The organism is Paenibacillus sediminis (genome assembly GCF_017873765.1).
GTDB classification, from domain to species: Bacteria; Bacillota; Bacilli; order Paenibacillales; family Paenibacillaceae; genus Paenibacillus_AG; species Paenibacillus_AG sediminis.
The window spans coordinates 223,480-243,405 of sequence record NZ_JAGGKP010000003.1; the positions used below are offsets into that span (position 1 = coordinate 223,480).

A 19,926-nucleotide genomic window follows, 5' to 3' on the forward strand; every position below is an offset into this window, starting at 1 on the left:
CATTTACGCATGATTGACAATATAAACCATGAAAAAGGAGCTTTATAAGCTCCTTTTTACGTGTACTAAGAATTCAAGCTCTGGCTCCAATCGTGAGTGCTGCTGTCTTCAAGGAATCTCTCACAATCAAGTGCTGCCATACATCCTGTTCCCGCGGCAGTAATCGCCTGACGGTAACGGAAATCCTGCACATCGCCGCAGGCAAATACGCCTGGGATGTTCGTCTTCGTCGTTCCTGGTTTCACAACGATATACCCGTTCTGATCTGTATCGATTTGTCCGCCTAGAAACTTCGTGTTTGGCGTATGACCGATCGCGACGAAGACCCCAGCCGCTTCGATAATTTCCTCTTGTTTCGTACTATTGTTGAGCACTTTCAGGCCTTGAACAACACCTTGCTCATTCGTAACCACTTCAAGCGGAGTTCGGTTAAGAGCCCACTTAATTTTATCATTTTGGCGAGCACGGTCCTGCATTATTTTAGAAGCTCGGAGCTCTTCCCGCCGATGTACAATCGTAACTGACGTAGCAAAACGGGTTAGGAAGCTGGCCTCCTCCATAGCAGAATCGCCGCCGCCGACTACGATAATATTTTTTCCTCTGAAGAAAAATCCATCGCAAGTCGCACACGTGCTGACTCCGCGGCCCACGTTCTCCTGTTCTCCGGGAATGCCTAAATATTTAGCGGAAGCTCCCGTCGAAATAATGACAGACTCTGCTTCGACTTCTCCCATCCCCTCAACCTTAAGTTTAAAAGGACGTTTGGACAAGTCCACTTCTGTCACCATACCGGCCTTAAACTCCGCACCGAATCGCTCGGCTTGCTTACGCATATTATCCATAAGCTGCGGACCCATAATGCCTTCTGGAAAGCCTGGGAAGTTCTCTACTTCCGTCGTTGTGGTGAGCTGTCCTCCTGGCTCCATACCCTCGATAACAAGAGGCTTTAAGTTCGCGCGAGCCAAATAAATAGCGGCCGTCAGTCCCGCAGGGCCTGTTCCGATCACAATCGTTTTATACATCATGAATAACCTCCTCATAGTCACTATATTGGACGTTATTTATATGTTTCCCGTATTGGATGGAAAAATAGCCTTTATTTTATCTTTTATGCCGCATACTTGGTCGATTTGCCGGGCATATTTACTCACTGTCGATACCGATATGCCGTAGCGCTCAGCCACTTCCTGATAGGTAAGAGGATGACGGTGCATTTTCGCAGTTAAATATTCAAGCGCAGCTGCCCAGCCTTCTACATGGAAAATGACCGGCACATCTGGATACACTTTCGTTAAATATTCAACCCAGAGGTTCTCGAGATCATACTGCTGCATCACATCATAACGACTCTTCATCTGCTTAAAAGCAGTGCTGACCACCCGCTGCCAATCATTATTCCACTCTGGCAGTTCTGAAGTGACGATCTCCGGATTCACGAAGGTTGTAGAACCACCCTGCTTGAGCGGAAGCGGTCCTTTCACCCCGAGATGACGGAGCACGAAAAGCGCAACATCTTTGAGTGACTCCTCTTCGTCTGGTTCTACGAGAAAAGCGCGAAGCGCCTGCTGCACCTCATAGTCCCCAACTTGTCCAAGCGCTTCAATCACCTGCAGCTTCGTATCATAATTACCGTGTCTAAGTGCCCAGAAGAACGAGGAACGAACAAGCGGATCCGCTTTGACACTTTCCGGAATTGTTCCGCCATTTTTCTGCCACAGCTTAAACTGCTCCTCAAACGGCAGATGGTAATGATAGCTGATTGGCTGCGGCTGAAGTGTGCCATCCGCCCAGCTGTCATACTGTGATAAGTAGAAACGTGCAATTCCTGACTCCGGATCCAACTTATCGGCCTGAATCCAGTGCCGTCTCGCATTGTTGTAACGCCCCGTGTTCCATGCCGCTACTGCAGCATAATGGAATAAACAAGGATCGAAATTCACTTCGTCGTCTTTCAGCAATCGACAAAAATGGCCATAAGCCGCCTCATGCTCACCAAGAATGCCCATTGTCGTTGCGAGTTTAAACACATGCTCCTGATGGAAAGGAACGACAGGCCTCAGCGTACTGAGAAGTTCATCTACTGCCTTCCTATTGCCCTCATGCTGATATAAAATCGTTAAATTGCACAGAGCATGCAAATTCCCGGGTTCTTCATCAAGAACCTTCACGATTTCGTCCTTCGCTTCATCAAAAAAGCCCATATAGTAATAGGCAAGTGCTAGATTGTTGCGAGCCGCTAGGAAATCAGGGTGCTCTTCTAGTATTTCTTCGAGCAGCTCTACCGCTTGCGCAAACTTTCCTTCTTCAAGAAGCGCCCGCGCGCGGTCATGTTCAACCATACCTTCTCGCGCCTTAATTTTACTTACCTTGGTAGGCCGATGCAGCTCAAAACGAAGCAATTCCATCATTTCTTCAGCTTCATCTAGAAACTGGCCGTAAGGATCTTCTTCCAAATATGTGATCAGCGCTTCTTCCGCTGCTTCAAACTGTTCCATATTGGCAAAATTATTCGCCATATAAAAATAGCATTCAGTCATGGTCGGATCGACATCATCCAAAATAGATTTCAGCACTCTATTAGAGCCCTCGAAATCTCCCATTTCCGACAAAACTCCTGCTAAATTACAATGATTGACTGCATTTTCCGGTTCATATTCGACAGCTTTGCGAAAATATTTCAATGCCTTGTCATAATGATTGCGATCCAACGAGCGGACAGCTCTCTCAAAGAAAAACGTAGCATCGAGATGAATAGGAATGATATTGTTGCGCGTCTGTTCAGCCCGCAAAGTTTTCTCTTTCATTAGTGCAAGGCACCTCCTTTGAAACTTGTAAACAATCGTTCCACATCAGTAGTATATCATAATTAGAAAACCGCATCTTTACAAGAGAAAAAGAAATTGCCCATATATCTACGGGCAATTTCTTTATTAGCGAGTCTAAATGAGCTCTATGATTAGATAGCCGAATCTGTAAACAACGTTGCAATAGAGCCGCCTTCTCGTATAATGCGAGTCGCTTTTGCAAGAATCGGTGCTACCGATAAAATCGTAAATTTAGAAGAATGTTCCTCAGGCAAAGCAATCGAATCCGTAATGACAACTTCCTTAATATTCGGATGAACGAGCCGTTCAATTGCATTGTCCGAAAATAGTCCGTGCGTTGCGCAGACAATCGCGTCTTTGGCACCGCGCTCTTTCAGGCCTTCCACAACGTGAATAATCGTTGAACCTGTATCAATTAAATCCTCAATAATAATAGGCGTTCGATCTTTAACATCCCCGATAATATGTGTAATGACGGATTCGTTATGTTTTGGACGCTTCTTGATCATAATCGCAAACGGCGAATCTAATCGATTCGCAAGCTTCTCTGCCATCGACGCTCTACCGGCATCTGGAGATACAATGACAGGATTTTCGATATTTTTCGATTTTAAATAATCGCTGATCAGATCGAGCGCTGTTAGATGATCAACCGGGATATTGAAGAAGCCTTGAATCGCTGGCGCATGAAGATCAATCGTAATGACACGTGTTGCTCCAACCGTAGTCAGCACATCAGCAACCATCTTCGCAGAGATCGGTTCGCGGGGAGCGGACTTTCTCTCTTGTCTCGCATACCCATAGTATGGAACGATAACATTAATCGTACGCGCAGATGCTCTCTTTGCTGCATCAATCATGACGAGCAGTTCAACGAACAATTCATTCACGGGGTGAGAAAGGGATTGAACGAGAAAAACATCAGAGTTACGAATACTTTCTTCATAATGTACATAAATTTCGCCGCTCTTGAAGCGAGAAAGTTTGATTTTACCTAGATTGACACCTAGCTTTTCGCTGATTTGTTCAGCTAATTTCGGATTTGAAGAACCCGAAAATATACGCAGATTATTCTGCATAATATCCGCCTGCCAAAACACTATAGAAATCTACGGGCGATTTTCTACAGCGTTGCACGTTTTGACAAATCGGTTTCCCTCCTTAGATTCAATTCGTGTAAAAGAGAAACTTTTCTGTGCAACAATCGTACTCGTTTCTCTAATCGCGTGACAATAAGTCAGAATGATTACTGTTCATCTTATTATATCATGGATAATCTACTATTTATCAAATGACACCATCACGCGTTCACGATTATTAAATGTAGCAAGTTGTGTAAAACCGACTGCGTGAAGCAAAGCGCGTGCTTGATCCAAATTTTCTCCGAGCTTCATTGGATCATGCGCATCGGAACCTAAGGTGAGCGGGATTCCTCTCTTGTAAGCTCCTTCTAGAATTGAACGGCTTGGAAACATCTCTGCGCAAGGCTTCGTCAGTCCAGATGCATTCAGCTCCATAGCGACGCCGCTCTGCTGAATTGCGTCAAGCGCAGCCTCTTCGAGTGCACGGACTTCATCCTCCGCCTCAGGACCAGGAACATGACCAAACCGTTTAATAACATCTATATGACCAATAAAATCATAAAGTCCCGTCTTAGCAGCCTTCTGAACCGCGTCATAATATTGTCTATATACCTGCAGCACATTTTTGCCTTCCCAGTTATGCGTCTGACGAAAATCCGTAACGTCCCATTCCCCAAGAAAATGAACAGAGCCAATGACATAATCGAAAGGATAACTGCTGGTGAGCTTCTCAATCTGCTCTTCCCATCCTTCAATAAAATCGCCTTCAAGCCCTACTCTCACATCGATTTGACCTCGATATTTCTCTTTAAGAGATAGACATTCCTCTACATAACGAGGAAGCTCCTCCATCGGCATCGCCATCTCCGGATAATACGAAGAGGGATCCACATGAAGGAGCGGCATATGATCAGACAACCCAATTTGCTCAAGACCGGTCTCGATGCCTCGAGTAATATATTGTTCCAGGTTACCTACGGCGTGCCCGCAGCGAGCATGGTGTGTATGATAATCAATCTTCATCTCTTGTCCCTCCCCCATTCATATCCGCAAATCTTAATCCTTCCGAGGACGTTCATGGCGGCGGTCAAGCTCAGCCATAATCTCATCAAGCGGAAGCTTCCGTTCTTGCAGCAAAACTAATAAGTGATAGATCAAATCACTCACCTCATAGCGAAGCTCATCATTGTCTCCATTCTTGGCAGCGATGATCGATTCAGCCGTTTCTTCACCGACTTTTTTCAATATTTTATCAATGCCTTTCTCGAACAAATACGTTGTGTATGCACCTTCCGGGCGTTCGGCATCACGCTGTGCGATCAGCGTCTCCAGCTCTCCAAGTACTGCAAAACGATCTGCACGACTTTGGCTTTGGCTTAGCTTTTGCGATGGATTTAACTTAGGTTCAAAGGGAATAGCGTTAAAGAAGCAGCTGTTCTCACCAGTATGGCAAGCCGGTCCGTTCGGCACCACTTGAACTAGCAGTGTATCTCCATCACAATCATAGCTTAAAGATACGATCGACTGCGTATTGTTAGAAGTTGCTCCCTTATGCCACAGCTCCCCACGAGAGCGGCTCCAAAACCAAGTTTCCCCCGATTCCATGGATAGTTTCAGTGATTCCTCATTCATATAACCAACCATCAATACTTCTTTCGTACCTGCATCCTGTACAACGGCAGGCACAAGGCCTGATGAATCCCATTTTATTTGCTCCATGATGCTGTTTACACTGCTGCTCATCTTATTTCCACCCCTCTAGACTTCAAGTGCTGTTTTAAATCTGGAATAGCGATCTCTTTATAGTGAAAAATCGTCGCTGCAAGACCTGCATCGGCTTTGCCCTCGGTGAACACATTATAAAAATGGTCCTTCGTGCCCGCTCCGCCCGATGCAATGATCGGAATGGTTACCAAATCACTCACCGCACGTGTCAACCGAATATCGAACCCATCCTTCGTGCCGTCCGCATCCATGCTGGTCAGCAAAATTTCACCTGCACCCAGCTTTTCTGCTTCCTTCGCCCAATCTAATGCGCGCAATCCTGACGGCGTTCGTCCGCCGTGAGTGTACACTTCCCATTCGCCCCACGCTTCATTAAACCTGGCATCAATCGCCACAACGATGCACTGCGAACCGAATTTCCGTGCTCCTTCTGAGATAAGTTGCGGATTTTTAACCGCTGCGGTATTCATGCCGATTTTATCAGCGCCTGCACGCAAAATACGCTTCATGTCATCAACATGCGATATGCCTCCGCCTACTGTAAACGGAATGGTGATTTCACCTGCCGTTTTCTTCACGACTTCAACCATCGTAGCGCGCCCTTCCACCGAAGCAGAAATATCAAGGAACACGAGCTCATCTGCGCCCTCTTGATCATAGATGGCGGCTAGTTCAACCGGATCACCAGCATCGCGCAAATTTACAAAATTGACGCCCTTCACAACACGACCGTCCTTGACATCAAGACAAGGGATAATTCGTTTTGCCAGCACGTTTCTCACCCTTCCTATCCTGAACTGCTTATATTTCTAGCCGATCGTTCCTACTGCTGTCTTCAAATCAATATTACCTGTATAAAGTGCCTTGCCTACGATTGCACCGCCGACACCATCCTCACGGTGAGCCGCAAGTTTCGTTAAATCTTCCATATTTGTTACGCCGCCGGATGCAATAACGGTCTGCCCAGAAGCTTTTGCGAGTGCGACAATCGCCTCCACATTCGGCCCTTGCATCATGCCATCACGAGAAATATCGGTAAAAATAAATGTTTTCGCACCCTTCGAAGCTAGCTCCTTCGCAAGCACATCTGCCTTTACTTCTGATGTCTCAAGCCAGCCGCGTGTCGCTACGTAACCGTTCCTTGCATCAATACCAATCGCTACTTTGTCGCCGTATTTCGCTAGCACTGTCTCTGTAAATGCGCGATCTTCAATAGCAGCTGTTCCGATAATGACGCGGCTCACGCCGAGATTAAGCAGCCTTTCCACATCTTGAAGCGTACGGAGACCCCCGCCGACTTGCACAGGGACGTTTACACTGCGTGCAATTTCACCGATAATCTCATCATTCACGGGGTAACCAGCCTTCGCCCCATCCAAATCAACCAAATGGATGAAAGTGCCACCCTGAGATTCCCATGCTTTAGCCACTTCTACGGGATTGTCGTTATATACTGTCTCTTGATTGTAATCACCTTGAACCAGTCTGACGCATTTACCGCCCCTGATATCGATCGCTGGATATATGATAAAAGAAGACATGCCATTCCTCCGCTCATTCATTGTAAGAAAGTCCATTATTAATCATTCATTAATTCTTTGCTTCCGTTAGAAGCAAGAAATTACGCAGCAGCGACATGCCGAGCTCCCCGCTCTTCTCTGGATGGAACTGCATGCCGTAAACATTGCCGCGCCCTACAACCCCGGTAACATCTTCACCGTAATCTGTTGTCGCTAGCAAATCGCCCTGCCGCTCCGGCTTCACATGGTAAGAATGAACAAAGTACACATGGCCCTCTTCCAGCCCCGTGAAAATAGGGCTGTCCTGCTGTACAAAGCTCAGCTTGTTCCAGCCCATATGCGGCACCTTCAGCTTGCCGCTGTCAAAGCGCACCACGGTGCCCGGCAGTATGCCGAGCCCTTCGTGCTTGCCATGCTCTTCGCTCTCGCTGAAGAGTAGCTGCATGCCAAGGCAAATGCCCAGCAGCGGCTGCTCGCCCGCTGCTGCTTCGCGCACGACCGCGTCAAGCCCGGTCTCGCGCAAGGATGCCATGGCGTCGCCGAAGGCGCCCACGCCAGGCAGAATAACCCCATCCGCGGCGAGAATCGCGCCGCGGTCTGCCGTGATGAGCGCCTCATACCCTAGGCGCTCTACAGCCTTGCTGACGCTGTGCAAATTGCCCATCCCATAATCGATGATTGCAATGGCCACGGCTACAGCACTCCCTTCGTGGACGGTACACCCGTCACACGCGGATCAATACTTGTCGCTTCATCGAGTGCGCGACCAAGCGCCTTGAACACCGCTTCAATCATATGGTGCGTGTTCTGACCATAGTGAACAATAACGTGGAGTGTCACGCGCGCTTCCAGCGCGAACTTCCATAGAAATTCGTGAACAAGCTCCGTTGAGAAGCTGCCTACTTGAGCGGATGGATACTGCACACGATACTCGAAATGCGGGCGGTTGCTAATATCAATAACGACTTGTGCGAGTGCTTCATCCATTGGAACGAACACGCTCGCATAACGCTTAATTCCTTTCTTGTCTCCAAGTGCCTCTCTAAGCGTTTGACCTAAGCAAATCCCGATATCCTCAACCGTATGATGATCATCAATCTCAATATCGCCCCGTGCCTGTACATTTAGATCAAACTGTCCGTGCTTCGTGAACAGGTCGAGCATATGATTGAGGAATGGAACATCCGTTTCGATTTCCGATACCCCCGTACCATCTATACCAAAGGTAAGCTTAATATCTGTTTCATTCGTTTTACGGCTCACACTGGCCGCGCGTACTTGTTCATTGTTACCCATGATCAGTTCCCTGCCTTTCCTTCTTTGTTCAAGCGAATTTCAATAGCCCGGGCGTGCCCCTCGAGTCCCTCTCTGCGAGCAAGCTCCATAATGGTCTCGCCATTTTGTAGAAGCGCCTCTTTGCTGTAGTAAATCATGCTCGATTTTTTAATAAAATCATCCACATCGACCGGTGAGGAGAACCGTGCCGTCCCATTTGTCGGGATAATATGGTTCGGTCCCGCAAAATAATCACCTACTGGCTCGGAACTGTACGTACCTAAGAAAATAGCGCCAGCATTCTCCACCTTGCCAACATGAGCCATAGGCTCCGCAATCATCATCTCAAGATGCTCTGGAGCAAGCCTGTTCACAACGCTAATCCCTTCATCAATGGAGTCAACTACAATGATTGCACCGTAATTTTCAATTGACTTCTCTGCGATTTCGCGGCGCGGCAGCAAATGAAGTTGACGCAGAACTTCAGCTTGGCACTCTTCAGCAAAACGCTGTGAAGAAGTTACCAATATGGCCGATGCCATTTCATCATGCTCTGCTTGCGATAGAAGGTCGGCAGCCACGTATGCTGGATCGGCGGTGTCATCCGCTAGAACAACGATTTCACTCGGCCCTGCAATGCTGTCAATATCAACAACGCCGTACACCTCTCGCTTCGCTAGAGCAACATAAATGTTCCCTGGTCCGCAAATTTTATCAACCGGCTTAATCGATTCCGTACCGTAGGCCAGTGCGGCAATCGCTTGTGCTCCGCCTACGCGGTAAATTTCATGCACACCCGCTTCGGCTGCCGCCACCAATATATACGGATCAATTCCTTCCTTCCCGCCAGTTGCCGGCGGTGTCACCATCACAATCTCCGGCACACCTGCCACTTGAGCAGGAATGACATTCATAAGTACAGAAGATGGATAAGCCGCTTTACCTCCGGGTACATAGACGCCGACCCGCTTCAGCGGTCTGATTATCTGGCCGAGCAAACTGCCGTCTGGCTGTAAATCCATCCAAGAATTCCGCTTTTCCTTCGCATGGAAGGAACGAATATTAGCTGCCGCAGCACGGATTGCCTCTACAAATGAAGTCTCTACTTGATCATAGGCTCCCTGCAGCTCTTCCTTCGTTACACGCAGCTTATCAGCGGTAAGACGCGTACGGTCGAACTGTTCCGTAAATCGCAGCAGGGCTGCGTCTCCTTCTTGCTTAACAGCCTTTACAATATTTTGTACCGCTTCGTTCTGTTCAGGTGAGCCGTATTCCACTTCACGGCGCAGATCAAAATGCCTAGCTGAAACCATTTTCATGTTCATTTTCCCCTTTTCAAGAGATAGTGCTTATTTCACTTCTGAAGTAGGAATGACCTCTTGCAGACGATCGCATAAAGACTGAATTTGTGTGTTCTTCATTCGGTAACTAACACGATTAGCAATTAAACGACTTGTAATATTAAAGATACTTTCCATCTCCACGAGACCGTTCTCCTTTAGTGTCTGGCCCGTCTCTACCATATCAACAATGCGATCGGCTAGACCGATCAGCGGCGCCAGCTCAATGGAACCGTTCAGTTTAATCACTTCAACCTGCTGGCCTTGTTCGCGGAAATATTGCGAAGCGATATTCGGATATTTCGTCGCCACTCGCTGCTGAATGCCTGGCTTCCAATCCGGCAATGCAATCACCGACATACGACAGCGCGCAATACCCAAATCGAGCAATTCGTATACATCTCTATTTTCTTCCATCAGCACATCTTTGCCGACGATGCCGATATCAGCTACACCGTATTCCACGTAAGTCGGGACATCTACCGGCTTTGCCATAATGAATTCCATGCCCATCTCTTGGACCGGAATGACGAGTTTACGCGTCTCATCCATATCGACTGGAATATCTAGACCTGCTTCACGGAATAACGCGGATGCTTTTTTATATATACGCCCTTTAGGCATTGCTATTTTTAATGTGTCGGCCATACAATGAACCCCCTCTCAGCTTGTTGTTCTTAAGTCCAAGACACATACGTTTTTACGTCGCTGTACACTTGCTGGATCTTATTATCGTAAGCAGCAAGTTCTTGTTCACTATTAACGATTCTAGTCACAACCTTGCTTCCTAGTTGGCGAAGTCTAGCCGCTTCTGCAAATGCCTCCTTGCGCTGCGGGGCATTATAACGAATAAGAACCGGCCCTTCTATATTCACTTCAAGGCCGTCTACACCATCTAGAATCCGATTCGTTTTTAGCGCAAACCCTGTTGCAGGTGCCGGGCGTCCAAACTGCCCCAGCAGGTTGTCATAACGGCCGCCGCTGCATACCGGGAATCCGAGCTCAGCTGCATAACCTTCAAAGGTCATGCCCGTATAATACGAAAAATCTCCGATCATCGTTAAATCGATCAGCACATGCTCTGAAACACCATACGCTTCAAGCACTTCCCACACCTTACACAAATGTGCGATAGAATAGCGGGCTAGACTGCTGCTTAGCTCTAATGCTTGCTTACAAATTTCGATTCCGCCTCGCAGACGAAGAATATCTTCAAGCTCTTTCTTCTGTTCACTCGGCAAATTCAGCTCTGCGACCGTGTCGCGGTAACCAACATAGTCACGACGAAGCAGTTCATCTTTAAGCTTTTGCTGCTCCTCATGTCGTCCAGGAAGCGTCTGCTCGAGAAGACCGTTTAGAAATCCGACGTGTCCAATCGCAATTTTAAACTTCTTCACACCCGCAGCTTGAAGCGAAGCGATCGCTAATGCAACGACTTCCGCGTCTGCCTCAGCTGAATCATCCCCGACTAACTCAACGCCTGTCTGAAAAAACTCAACCTCGCGTCCCGCCTCTTCCTCAATCGCTCTGAACACATTCGAGTGGTAAGAAATGCGAAGAGGGAGCGGCTCTTCTTTTAATAAAGAGGACACTACACGAGCGATCGGCGCCGTCATTTCAGAACGGAGCACCATCGTAGTGCCTCGGTTATTTAGCAGCTTGAACAGCTTTTGATCCGATGTTGAGCTCGCAACACCTACGGTATCGTAATACTCCATCGTCGGAGTCATCATTTCACGGTATCCCCAGCGAGACATGCAATCAAGCACATTACGCTCAATAGCTCGCAGCTTATCGACCACATGGGGCAAATAATCACGAACGCCTGCGGGTTTTTCAAACCCTTTTGGTTTAGACATCTCACTCACCTCAAATATTCGGTCAGATTCTTCATTATGGTAAAGTGCTAATATGCTACCAAAGTAAAGAATATTCGTTATCGTAACATGAATAATTATTTTTCGTCAACGCCTTGTTTTAAGCAAGCAGTCTCGAATCAAATATAAAAAGCTATCCAGCCTGGCTATTCGCCAGTCAAGACAGCTTCATATCCGCTTGTTCCGATTCGTTTTTCTTATGCAATGGTTGTTGGACTGCCTTTGATTTTTCTCTTAAAAAAACAGGAACATTCCCCAAAAACATCCATGCAAAAGGAATGCGCCTAAATGCAAATTGGACAACCGCCCACGACAATAGCAACGCCGACAACAATCCGCCAAAAATCCAAAACATATACGTCATTGATTCCGGGGAAATCGTATAACGGAATTTTCGATACACGGCAAGTACTAATGGATGAACTAAATAAATAGCAAAAGACAGCTCTCCAAGCCTTCTCAAAAGCAAAATGACCGTAGATCCAATAACTCCTTGCCCTTTGCTACTTCCTAACTTATAGATATGGAATGCGGCATGCAGCAGTACAAGCGCCGACAACATCGTATGAACGTTCCATAACAGCTCGTACCATAACGAATCAAGCCATTTGTTCGTTAAACGGCTGACATGCCATACCTCAACATGAACGAGCGCGGCGACGAGCCAGCTTGTCCAAAGTGTAACCGTCCAAAGCTTAAGCTTAGTACTCATATCACTCCATTTTCCTGTCAGCCAAACTTTCCATTGTTGAAAATAAACGGCAATGAACGCACCCATCATGTAATAGGCCAAGTAAGATAACGCATAGTTGCCTTTATCCATCATCTTCAGGTCATATTTATTCCAGAACACAAATGCCCATTGTAAAAGCAGTCCAACCGGGATAGACCATCTTACAAGCCAGCGCTGCGATTTTAACAGAGCTAACAAAATAGGAAACAGAATATAAAACTGCGCACTAATAAACACAAAGTATAAATGCGTATACGCCGTACCTGTACCCAATGCGAATAGAAAACGAGTGAGATGCTCTGCTAGAGACGAATGGGTCAACCCGTTAACATAGGTGGCTAACAAAAAATAAATAAGCGAAGCAAGCGCATACGGAAGCAATATGTACAACCATCGTTTGTGATAGAACATTGTTATAAGACGACTGGTAAACGGCCTTTCGTAATAGTTATAAAACAGCACAAAGCTGCTTAAAAATATAAAACACGGAGTCCCAAATTTAAAAAATATATTCATAAAGCTGTATACATAATAATAGGGAGAGTTTAACGCTTGAATTCCAGCTGCGTACGAAGAAGAATGTACATGCAGGACTCCTAATATGGCAAATGCGCGAAAAAGATCCAACTGAGGTAAACGTTCCTTCTGCTCAGCCAATACATCAACTCCTTTTATGAAGTAAACGCCAAAAAGTCCCGAAGAGTTACTCTTCGAGACTTATTTTTTTACAAATTTTATTTGTTTTCATAAAAATATGGAGCTATTCTGTCTTCCGTTCCAGCACCCTCAGCGGATTCCCACCGACAAAAGATCCAGGAGCGACATCCTTGTGCACGACCGAGCCGGCAGCAACAACGGCACCATCCCCAATCGTAACGCCCGGCAAAATAGTCGTATTCGCTCCGATCAGCACTTCATCACCGATGACGACATCCCCAAGCCGATATTCTGAAATAAGATACTCATGAGCCAGTATGGTCGTGTTGTAGCCGATAATAGAGTTATTTCCCACTTTAATTCTTTCAGGGAAAAAGACATCCACCATCACCATCAGCGCAAATGCGGTGTCACGCCCTACCGACATGCCTAACACATGACGATATATCCAATTTTTAACCGGTAGAATAGGGCAGTAGCGTGCGAGCTGAATAAAAATAAAATTTTTTACGCCCTTCCACGGACTTACTGTCCGGTATATTTGCCACAATGCGTTCGATCCTTCTACAGGATACCGCTCCACCTTTCTCACGGCTCATTTGGCTCCAATCTTACGATATGTGATATAAGTCAGTCATATTATGCAGGATATAATCCGGATTGTACTTCTTCAGTACCTCTTCGCCTTTGAGCGACCAAGCCACACCAGCAGACTTCGTGCCAGCTGCCTGAGCCGATTGAATGTCAATCGGACTGTCACCAATCATAAGCGCAGTTGCAGGATTGACCCCAAGCTGCTGCACAGCTTTTTGCACTGGCTCAGGATGCGGCTTTGGATGCTCGACATCATCGACTGTCACAAGAACAGACATATATTTTCCTAGATCGAACATTTCCATGATTCTGGATGTCGAACTTCTCATCTTAGTCGTTACGACACCAAGTGTGAACCCTTGCTCGTACAATTTGGCGATCACTTCCTTCACGTTCGGGAAGAGTTTAACCATATCGTCATGATGCTTTGCATTGTATTCTCTATACGCCTTCACAAACTCCGTTACATCTTCCTTGCCGGTAAAAATTCGCAATTGCTCTTCCAGCGGAATACCCATGACTGGGATGATCTGTTCACGAGTAAACGGCTGAGGAACATGATCTGACAATACATTTATAAAAGCAGAAATAATCAGTTCATTCGTATCTATAATCGTTCCATCAAGGTCAAACAGTATAGTTTCAATCATGTTGCCACTCTCTACTCCTTCATATCCTCGCTTTTCGCGCTCTGTTTTGTCTTATTCTCTATAGTCTTATTCTCTATATTTGCAGACTTTACATTATTAGACGACAATTCCGTTTCTGTCAACACACCATTGCCCGCAGCCGCCCTTTTCGTAGAAGAAATGGGGTCGCTGTAATAGACAGGTTGTCCGCTTCTGCGGCGGATAATAATAAGGACTACAGCTGCAATGACAATAAGTATAGCAAGCAGCTGAGATATACGGACATTTCCATAATTTAAATCCAAATGACCTGGCTTGAAGCCAAACCATCTCATCGGAGACCATAGCCCATCCACTAAAGATTCAAGCCATGCTGGACCTTTAAAGGCCAAGCTGTCTGTCCGAAGCGCTTCGATATAGAAGCGTCCGATGGAATACCAAATGAAATAGGAGAAGAATAGCTCTCCTGCACGCAAAAATTTCTGGCGTCGCAAGATGAGAAGCACAATCAGACCGACGAAATTCCACAAAGATTCATATAAGAAGGTCGGATGATGGAATACACCGTTCACATTCATTTGGTCAACAATAAAATTTGGAAGGTGCAGCTGGTTTCTTAGAAACAATTCGCTAACCGGTCCACCGTATGCTTCTTGATTGACGAAATTACCCCAACGTCCAATCATTTGACCAACAATGAGTCCCGGGGCACAAATATCGGCAATTCTCCAGAAATTATATCCTTTAGAGCGGACATAGATCACTGCACATATAATGGCACCAATCAACGCACCATATATCGCAATTCCGCCATTCCATATTTTAAATGCATCAATAAAATGATCCTTGTAATCTTCCCACTTAAAGGCAACATAATAAATACGAGCACCGATGATTGCGGATGGCACTCCAAGCAATAACAGATCAATAAAAAAATCTTGAGGAATATTAAATCTGCTTCCCTCTCTAATCGCAAGTGCAAGCCCTGCTAAAGCTCCTAAGCCCAATATTAATCCGTACCAATGCACCTGCAGCGGTCCAATGGAAAAAGCGATCGGATTGAGTAACAATGTGCCCATTTATTCACGCTCCTAGTCTAAATCAATATCTTCAGAGATCGTTTCTGTCAATTTTGTAGTAAATTGCAGTGCTGCATTGTAACCCATCCGTTTCAAGCGGAAGTTCATTGCGGCAACTTCTATGATGACCGCCAAGTTACGTCCTGGGCGAACTGGAATCGTCACTAATGGAATATCCGTGTCGATGATCCGAGTTGTCTCTTCATCTAATCCTAGACGATCATATTGTTTCTCCTGCTGCCAAGCTTCCAGTTTAACGACAACGTTAATCCGCTTATCATTACGAATTGCACCTGCGCCAAACAATGTCATTACGTTAATGATACCTACACCACGAATTTCGAGCAAATGACGAATTAACTCCGGTGCTGTTCCATGAAGCTGATTATCAGACGTTTGGCGAATTTCTACTGCATCATCGGCAATAAGACGATGCCCTCTTTTTACAAGCTCAAGCGCTGTTTCACTTTTACCAATACCGCTGCTTCCCGTAATTAACATCCCAAGACCATATACGTCTACTAATACTCCGTGAATCGTGGCAGTTGGTGCTAATTTACGTTCAAGAAAGCCCGTTATTCGGCTGGAGAGAATCGTCGTTGCCATACTGCTTCGAAGTACAGGAATATTTCTTGCTGAGCTGACTTCGACTAACTGTTTAGGCACTTCCAATGATCTCGTAATAATAATGCAGGGAACATCGTCATTACACAATCTTTTCATTCGATCTTTCTGCTCTTCTGGCGACAGCATCGAGAAAAATGCAAGCTCTGTTTTCCCTAAAATTTGTACCCGTTCATGCGGATGATATTCAAAGTACCCAGCCATTTCGAGTCCAGGACGATATAAGTCATCCACTGTAATTTGTCGTTTTAATCCTTGCTCACCAGAAATCACTTCAAGTTGAAACTGTTGAACAAGTTCCGAAACCTTTACATTCTTAGCCATTATAGGTTCTTCCTTTCACAAACTGGATGTCTAAGCCGAATCCATCATGTATGTACATTACATCCTCATGGAGCACTTTCATCCACTATCATTCATCGTATAGCAATTTGTAATGTAAATCAATGATTGCTGATGTACAGATATGGAAATGGGTTGAAACCAGAAAAATCCGCCTGTTTAGGCGGATTTTGTACTCTGTGATGCGCGCTAAGTATTGTGGCAGTAGTTGTTTCTACTTATTATTGATAGAAAACGTTCAATTCAGTCTCTTTATCGAAAATATGAATTTTGTTCATATCGATTGCGAGTTTTGCATTTTGTCCTTCACGAGTTGTTGAACGTCCGTCTACGCGAGCGATGACTGTGTCGCTGCCTAGTCCGCTCAAGTAAAGGAGCATTTCATGACCAAGGTTCTCTGTTACGTCTACGTTTGCTGTGAAGATTGTATTTGGAGAAGCTTCCAAGAATACCGGTTCTTCATGCAAATCTTCTGGACGAACACCCAGGATCACTTCTTTACCTACATAGCGTTTATCTCTTAGAATATTAGCTTTACCTTGTGGGACTTCAACATCAATGCCTTGAGCTTTGAAACGAACTGTACCGTTTTGCTCAGACAAAGTACCATTGATGAAGTTCATTGTAGGAGAACCGATAAATCCGGCTACGAAAATGTTTTGCGGATTGTTGTACAGTTCTTCAGGAGAAGCTGCTTGTTGAATGACTCCGTCTTTCATAACGACAATTCGGTCACCCATCGTCATCGCTTCGATTTGGTCATGCGTTACGTAAATAACGGTAGTTTCCAAACGTTTTGCAAGTTTTGTAATTTCTGCACGCATTTGACCGCGCAGTTTAGCATCCAAGTTAGAAAGAGGTTCGTCCATTAAGAATACTTGTGGATCACGGACAATAGCGCGGCCAAGCGCTACACGTTGACGTTGACCACCGGAAAGAGCTTTTGGTTTACGATCAAGCAAATGCTCGATATCCAAAATTCTAGCTGCTTCACGCACACGTCTGTCGATTTCGTCCTTTTTCACTTTACGAAGTTTCAAACCAAACGCCATATTTTGATATACGTTCATATGAGGATAAAGAGCGTAGGATTGGAATACCATCGCGATATCGCGATCTTTAGGTGCAACATCATTAACGACGCGGTCGCCGATATACAGTTTACCTTCTGAAATTTCTTCCAAGCCTGCGATCATCCGAAGAGTTGTAGATTTACCGCAACCTGATGGTCCTACCAATACAAGAAACTCTTTATCTTTAATATCTAAGTTAACATCCACAACTGTTGCTTTATCAGTTCCTGGATACTTTTTGTAAATGTGCTCTAAACGTACGCCTGCCATGAAAATTTCCCCCTCTAAGATAAAATGAAATCGAATTCATATTCGATAGCTTTATCTTATATGAAAGCCCATACATTGGCTACTCGCAAACTGCACAAAAATATCAGCTCGTTTTTGTCAGTTTATACAACAGCAGCATCAGCTTCACCGCGACCGCGTCTTTAAAGGATCGCACATCAAGTCCTGTTTCTTGTTTAAATTTATCTAGACGGTAAATAAGTGTATTTCGATGGATATACAAATGTTTTGCCGTTTCACTCACGTTGCAGTCCATTTTGAAAAATGCATCCAGTGTCGCAATAATCTCTTTATCGTGGTACAGCCCGGTATATTCTTCTGCTTCTTGTATAAACCGGTCACGCTGTTCAGGAGGGATGCTGTATATTAACCGTTCTAATTGCAGCTCCCAAGGAAGATGGATATGTTCCGTAACATAGAAAGCTCGTCCTAATTGTGCAGTCTCTCGAAGTAATGACACTGTGCTTAGCAGCGAAGATATTGGATCCATAACAGGCGCCGCTGAAATATGAAAAGTACCCGGCCATTCACTGGCAATCACTTCATACATACCATAACATAACGCAGATAGAAGCTCCTTCTCTGTCTCTTCGCCTTCTTCTTTATCTTCCTGCCCGCCAGTAATAAGGTGTTCCTCCGTGAGGATAAGCCACTCTTTGCGCTGCTTAGACTCTGATAGCAGAATAAGCTGTATATCACCGCCAAAATAACTGGTCATCAGTTTATTCAAACCGCCATAAGAAACGACCGTGTCTTGAATGTTCTCACATATGAGTAAAAAAGGCACCATCTTTTGATGTAGCTTATGAGCTGGACCAATATGGTCTGGTATAACAGCTGACGTGTATCCTTGATGCAGTTGATCATTCAGCCAGGCACCTAATTGCTTACTAAGCCATTCATCCTCATTATTCGATTGGAGTAATCCTTCATTCGCCTCTCGATATGTTTCTAATAGGAGTTCAATTAATTTTCGTTCAGACTCGCTGACCTTATCTTCATCAATTTCTAGAGCAATAACCGAATCCTTTAGCTGTTTCCAAAGAAAATAAAGCTTGCGATTAAACTGAGCCTCAGACCAATGATGTCTCTTGTCCGTATTAGTAGTTAGTGAATTCCACTTTGTCTGACTCATCTTCTTTTCACGTAGAGTCATTCCGAGAATACGTTCCAACTTTTGTTTAAGCGTCTCCATCTCCACCATGGGCAGTTAACCACCACACAAATCGTTTTCTTTTATTGTATCATATCTGCTGTCATTAGAAATGGATAACAAAAAAGCCATCAACCGTTAAGTTGATGGCTTAATTTACAATCAGAGATGAGCCATGAAGGACTCGAACCTTCGACACCCTGATTAAAAGTCAGGTGCTCTACCAACTGAGCTAATGGCTCATAAACTGGTGGAGGATGATGGATTCGAACCACCGAACTCGTCAGAGAACAGATTTACAGTCTGCTGCGTTTGGCCACTTCGCTAATCCTCCACGAAGGAAAGTGGCTCGGGACGGAATCGAACCGCCGACACGAGGATTTTCAGTCCTCTGCTCTACCGACTGAGCTACCGAGCCATATGTAATTGGCAAAAAAATAAAGTGGCGGGAGTTACCTCTCCACTTCGTACTTATTCACAATCGGTTATGTGAATAAAGATGGCGGAACCGACGGGATTCGAACCCGCGATCTCCTGCGTGACAGGCAGGCATGTTAGGCCTCTACACCACGGTTCCGCATCGATGGTGCCGGCGAGAGGACTTGAACCCCCAACCTACTGATTACAAGTCAGTTGCTCTACCAATTGAGCTACACCGGCATAAATGGTGGAGACTGAGGGGATCGAACCCCCGACCCTCTGCTTGTAAGGCAGATGCTCTCCCAGCTGAGCTAAGTCTCCATTATATGTATTGGTAGCGGCGGAGGGGATCGAACCCCCGACCTCACGGGTATGAACCGTACGCTCTAGCCAGCTGAGCTACGCCGCCAAATTTTCATAATAAAAGCTTTGTCCTAATGGCGGAGAGAGAGGGATTCGAACCCTCGCACCACTTACGCAGTCTAACCCCTTAGCAGAGGGTCCCCTTATAGCCACTTGGGTATCTCTCCAAATATCGCAGTGTGCTGCGAGTTATATCCATACTCTTCATGGACTTGAAGCTTTTATTCAGGTATCAATCCCTGAAAACTAGTACCGAAATGTGAATTTGCGTTTCATTCTATTAGGATAAGCCCTCGACCGATTAGTATTGGTCAGCTCCATGCATTG

Annotated in this window: 19 protein-coding genes and 8 tRNA genes; all 27 read right to left on the reverse strand. The window is 45.5% G+C overall.

Going from position 1 to position 19,926, the window contains the following annotated elements:
• Positions 1 to 65: 65 nt before the first annotated feature.
• The 27 genes from trxB to J2Z20_RS09800 all read right to left on the reverse strand — a co-directional run bounded on the left by trxB (position 66) and on the right by J2Z20_RS09800 (position 19,766).
• Positions 66 to 1,022 (reverse strand): thioredoxin-disulfide reductase, encoded by a 957-nt coding sequence (gene trxB / locus J2Z20_RS09670; RefSeq protein WP_209848831.1) that lies wholly within the window; start codon positions 1,020 to 1,022, stop codon positions 66 to 68.
• A gap of 39 nt (positions 1,023 to 1,061) precedes the next feature.
• The gene (locus J2Z20_RS09675) at positions 1,062 to 2,804 is read right to left on the reverse strand and encodes a tetratricopeptide repeat protein (RefSeq protein ID WP_209848834.1); all 1,743 of its coding nucleotides are present in this window, start codon (positions 2,802 to 2,804) and stop codon (positions 1,062 to 1,064) included.
• A 152-nt stretch (positions 2,805 to 2,956) separates the two neighbouring features.
• The gene (locus J2Z20_RS09680; protein ID WP_209848837.1) at positions 2,957 to 3,904 is read right to left on the reverse strand and encodes a ribose-phosphate diphosphokinase; all 948 of its coding nucleotides are present in this window, start codon (positions 3,902 to 3,904) and stop codon (positions 2,957 to 2,959) included.
• A gap of 201 nt (positions 3,905 to 4,105) precedes the next feature.
• On the reverse strand, positions 4,106 to 4,930 hold the full coding sequence (gene hisJ / locus J2Z20_RS09685) for a histidinol-phosphatase HisJ (RefSeq protein WP_209848840.1): 825 nt from the start codon (positions 4,928 to 4,930) through the stop codon (positions 4,106 to 4,108).
• A 33-nt stretch (positions 4,931 to 4,963) separates the two neighbouring features.
• Positions 4,964 to 5,650, reverse strand: a complete 687-nt coding sequence (hisIE, locus tag J2Z20_RS09690) for a bifunctional phosphoribosyl-AMP cyclohydrolase/phosphoribosyl-ATP diphosphatase HisIE (protein ID WP_209848843.1) — start codon at positions 5,648 to 5,650, stop codon at positions 4,964 to 4,966.
• Entirely contained in the window at positions 5,647 to 6,405 is a 759-nt protein-coding gene (gene hisF / locus J2Z20_RS09695; protein ID WP_209848929.1) for an imidazole glycerol phosphate synthase subunit HisF, read from the reverse strand. Before hisF ends, hisIE begins: the two co-directional genes overlap by 4 nt.
• A 36-nt stretch (positions 6,406 to 6,441) precedes the next feature.
• Positions 6,442 to 7,173, reverse strand: a complete 732-nt coding sequence (gene hisA / locus J2Z20_RS09700; RefSeq protein ID WP_209848846.1) for a 1-(5-phosphoribosyl)-5-[(5-phosphoribosylamino)methylideneamino]imidazole-4-carboxamide isomerase — start codon at positions 7,171 to 7,173, stop codon at positions 6,442 to 6,444.
• A gap of 49 nt (positions 7,174 to 7,222) precedes the next feature.
• Positions 7,223 to 7,843, reverse strand: a complete 621-nt coding sequence (gene hisH / locus J2Z20_RS09705; protein ID WP_209848850.1) for an imidazole glycerol phosphate synthase subunit HisH — start codon at positions 7,841 to 7,843, stop codon at positions 7,223 to 7,225.
• A gap of 2 nt (positions 7,844 to 7,845) precedes the next feature.
• Positions 7,846 to 8,448 carry an imidazoleglycerol-phosphate dehydratase HisB gene (hisB, locus tag J2Z20_RS09710; protein ID WP_209848853.1) on the reverse strand — a complete coding sequence of 201 codons (603 nt, stop codon included), beginning with the start codon at positions 8,446 to 8,448 and terminating at the stop codon, positions 7,846 to 7,848.
• A gap of 2 nt (positions 8,449 to 8,450) precedes the next feature.
• Positions 8,451 to 9,746: a histidinol dehydrogenase gene (gene hisD / locus J2Z20_RS09715; RefSeq protein WP_209848856.1), complete on the reverse strand. Its 1,296-nt coding sequence runs from the start codon at positions 9,744 to 9,746 to the stop codon at positions 8,451 to 8,453.
• A 30-nt stretch (positions 9,747 to 9,776) separates the two neighbouring features.
• Positions 9,777 to 10,415: an ATP phosphoribosyltransferase gene (gene hisG, locus J2Z20_RS09720; RefSeq protein ID WP_209848859.1), complete on the reverse strand. Its 639-nt coding sequence runs from the start codon at positions 10,413 to 10,415 to the stop codon at positions 9,777 to 9,779.
• A gap of 29 nt (positions 10,416 to 10,444) precedes the next feature.
• Positions 10,445 to 11,626, reverse strand: a complete 1,182-nt coding sequence (locus J2Z20_RS09725) for an ATP phosphoribosyltransferase regulatory subunit (RefSeq protein ID WP_209848861.1) — start codon at positions 11,624 to 11,626, stop codon at positions 10,445 to 10,447.
• Positions 11,627 to 11,801: 175 nt separating this feature from the next.
• On the reverse strand, positions 11,802 to 13,034 hold the full coding sequence (locus J2Z20_RS09730; RefSeq protein ID WP_245252174.1) for an acyltransferase: 1,233 nt from the start codon (positions 13,032 to 13,034) through the stop codon (positions 11,802 to 11,804).
• Positions 13,035 to 13,137: 103 nt separating this feature from the next.
• On the reverse strand, positions 13,138 to 13,626 hold the full coding sequence (locus tag J2Z20_RS09735) for an acyltransferase (RefSeq protein WP_209848863.1): 489 nt from the start codon (positions 13,624 to 13,626) through the stop codon (positions 13,138 to 13,140).
• A 19-nt stretch (positions 13,627 to 13,645) separates the two neighbouring features.
• Positions 13,646 to 14,278: a pyrophosphatase PpaX gene (gene ppaX, locus J2Z20_RS09740; RefSeq protein ID WP_209848865.1), complete on the reverse strand. Its 633-nt coding sequence runs from the start codon at positions 14,276 to 14,278 to the stop codon at positions 13,646 to 13,648.
• 11 nt (positions 14,279 to 14,289) lie between these two features.
• The gene (gene lgt, locus J2Z20_RS09745; RefSeq protein WP_209848867.1) at positions 14,290 to 15,336 is read right to left on the reverse strand and encodes a prolipoprotein diacylglyceryl transferase; all 1,047 of its coding nucleotides are present in this window, start codon (positions 15,334 to 15,336) and stop codon (positions 14,290 to 14,292) included.
• A gap of 12 nt (positions 15,337 to 15,348) precedes the next feature.
• Positions 15,349 to 16,284: an HPr(Ser) kinase/phosphatase gene (gene hprK, locus J2Z20_RS09750; protein WP_209848869.1), complete on the reverse strand. Its 936-nt coding sequence runs from the start codon at positions 16,282 to 16,284 to the stop codon at positions 15,349 to 15,351.
• Between the two features lie 239 nt (positions 16,285 to 16,523).
• Positions 16,524 to 17,645: an ABC transporter ATP-binding protein gene (locus J2Z20_RS09755; RefSeq protein ID WP_209848872.1), complete on the reverse strand. Its 1,122-nt coding sequence runs from the start codon at positions 17,643 to 17,645 to the stop codon at positions 16,524 to 16,526.
• 103 nt (positions 17,646 to 17,748) lie between these two features.
• Positions 17,749 to 18,867, reverse strand: coding sequence for a PucR family transcriptional regulator (locus tag J2Z20_RS09760; RefSeq protein WP_209848874.1), 1,119 nt, complete (start codon positions 18,865 to 18,867; stop codon positions 17,749 to 17,751).
• Positions 18,868 to 18,985: 118 nt separating this feature from the next.
• A tRNA-Lys gene (locus J2Z20_RS09765) sits at positions 18,986 to 19,058 on the reverse strand.
• Between the two features lie 6 nt (positions 19,059 to 19,064).
• Positions 19,065 to 19,150, reverse strand: a tRNA-Tyr gene (locus J2Z20_RS09770).
• A gap of 11 nt (positions 19,151 to 19,161) precedes the next feature.
• Positions 19,162 to 19,234, reverse strand: a tRNA-Phe gene (locus J2Z20_RS09775).
• Positions 19,235 to 19,316: 82 nt separating this feature from the next.
• Positions 19,317 to 19,393 (reverse strand) — tRNA-Asp (locus tag J2Z20_RS09780).
• 7 nt (positions 19,394 to 19,400) lie between these two features.
• Positions 19,401 to 19,476 (reverse strand) — tRNA-Thr (locus J2Z20_RS09785).
• Between the two features lie 5 nt (positions 19,477 to 19,481).
• A tRNA-Val gene (locus tag J2Z20_RS09790) sits at positions 19,482 to 19,557 on the reverse strand.
• 11 nt (positions 19,558 to 19,568) lie between these two features.
• Positions 19,569 to 19,645, reverse strand: a tRNA-Met gene (locus J2Z20_RS09795).
• A 29-nt stretch (positions 19,646 to 19,674) separates the two neighbouring features.
• A tRNA-Ser gene (locus J2Z20_RS09800) sits at positions 19,675 to 19,766 on the reverse strand.
• Positions 19,767 to 19,926: the final 160 nt, after the last annotated feature.

Coding starts and splice junctions, on each gene's coding strand:
- trxB (WP_209848831.1), bottom strand. CDS start 1,022: ATGTATAAAACGATTGTGATCGGAACAGGCCCTGCGGGACTGACGGCC.
- J2Z20_RS09675 (WP_209848834.1), bottom strand. CDS start 2,804: ATGAAAGAGAAAACTTTGCGGGCTGAACAGACGCGCAACAATATCATT.
- J2Z20_RS09680 (WP_209848837.1), bottom strand. CDS start 3,904: ATGCAGAATAATCTGCGTATATTTTCGGGTTCTTCAAATCCGAAATTA.
- hisJ (WP_209848840.1), bottom strand. CDS start 4,930: ATGAAGATTGATTATCATACACACCATGCTCGCTGCGGGCACGCCGTA.
- hisIE (WP_209848843.1), bottom strand. CDS start 5,650: ATGAGCAGCAGTGTAAACAGCATCATGGAGCAAATAAAATGGGATTCA.
- hisA (WP_209848846.1), bottom strand. CDS start 7,173: ATGTCTTCTTTTATCATATATCCAGCGATCGATATCAGGGGCGGTAAA.
- hisB (WP_209848853.1), bottom strand. CDS start 8,448: ATGGGTAACAATGAACAAGTACGCGCGGCCAGTGTGAGCCGTAAAACG.
- hisD (WP_209848856.1), bottom strand. CDS start 9,746: ATGAAAATGGTTTCAGCTAGGCATTTTGATCTGCGCCGTGAAGTGGAA.
- hisG (WP_209848859.1), bottom strand. CDS start 10,415: ATGGCCGACACATTAAAAATAGCAATGCCTAAAGGGCGTATATATAAA.
- J2Z20_RS09725 (WP_209848861.1), bottom strand. CDS start 11,626: ATGTCTAAACCAAAAGGGTTTGAAAAACCCGCAGGCGTTCGTGATTAT.
- ppaX (WP_209848865.1), bottom strand. CDS start 14,278: ATGATTGAAACTATACTGTTTGACCTTGATGGAACGATTATAGATACG.
- lgt (WP_209848867.1), bottom strand. CDS start 15,336: ATGGGCACATTGTTACTCAATCCGATCGCTTTTTCCATTGGACCGCTG.
- hprK (WP_209848869.1), bottom strand. CDS start 16,284: ATGGCTAAGAATGTAAAGGTTTCGGAACTTGTTCAACAGTTTCAACTT.
- J2Z20_RS09755 (WP_209848872.1), bottom strand. CDS start 17,645: ATGGCAGGCGTACGTTTAGAGCACATTTACAAAAAGTATCCAGGAACT.
- J2Z20_RS09760 (WP_209848874.1), bottom strand. CDS start 18,867: ATGGTGGAGATGGAGACGCTTAAACAAAAGTTGGAACGTATTCTCGGA.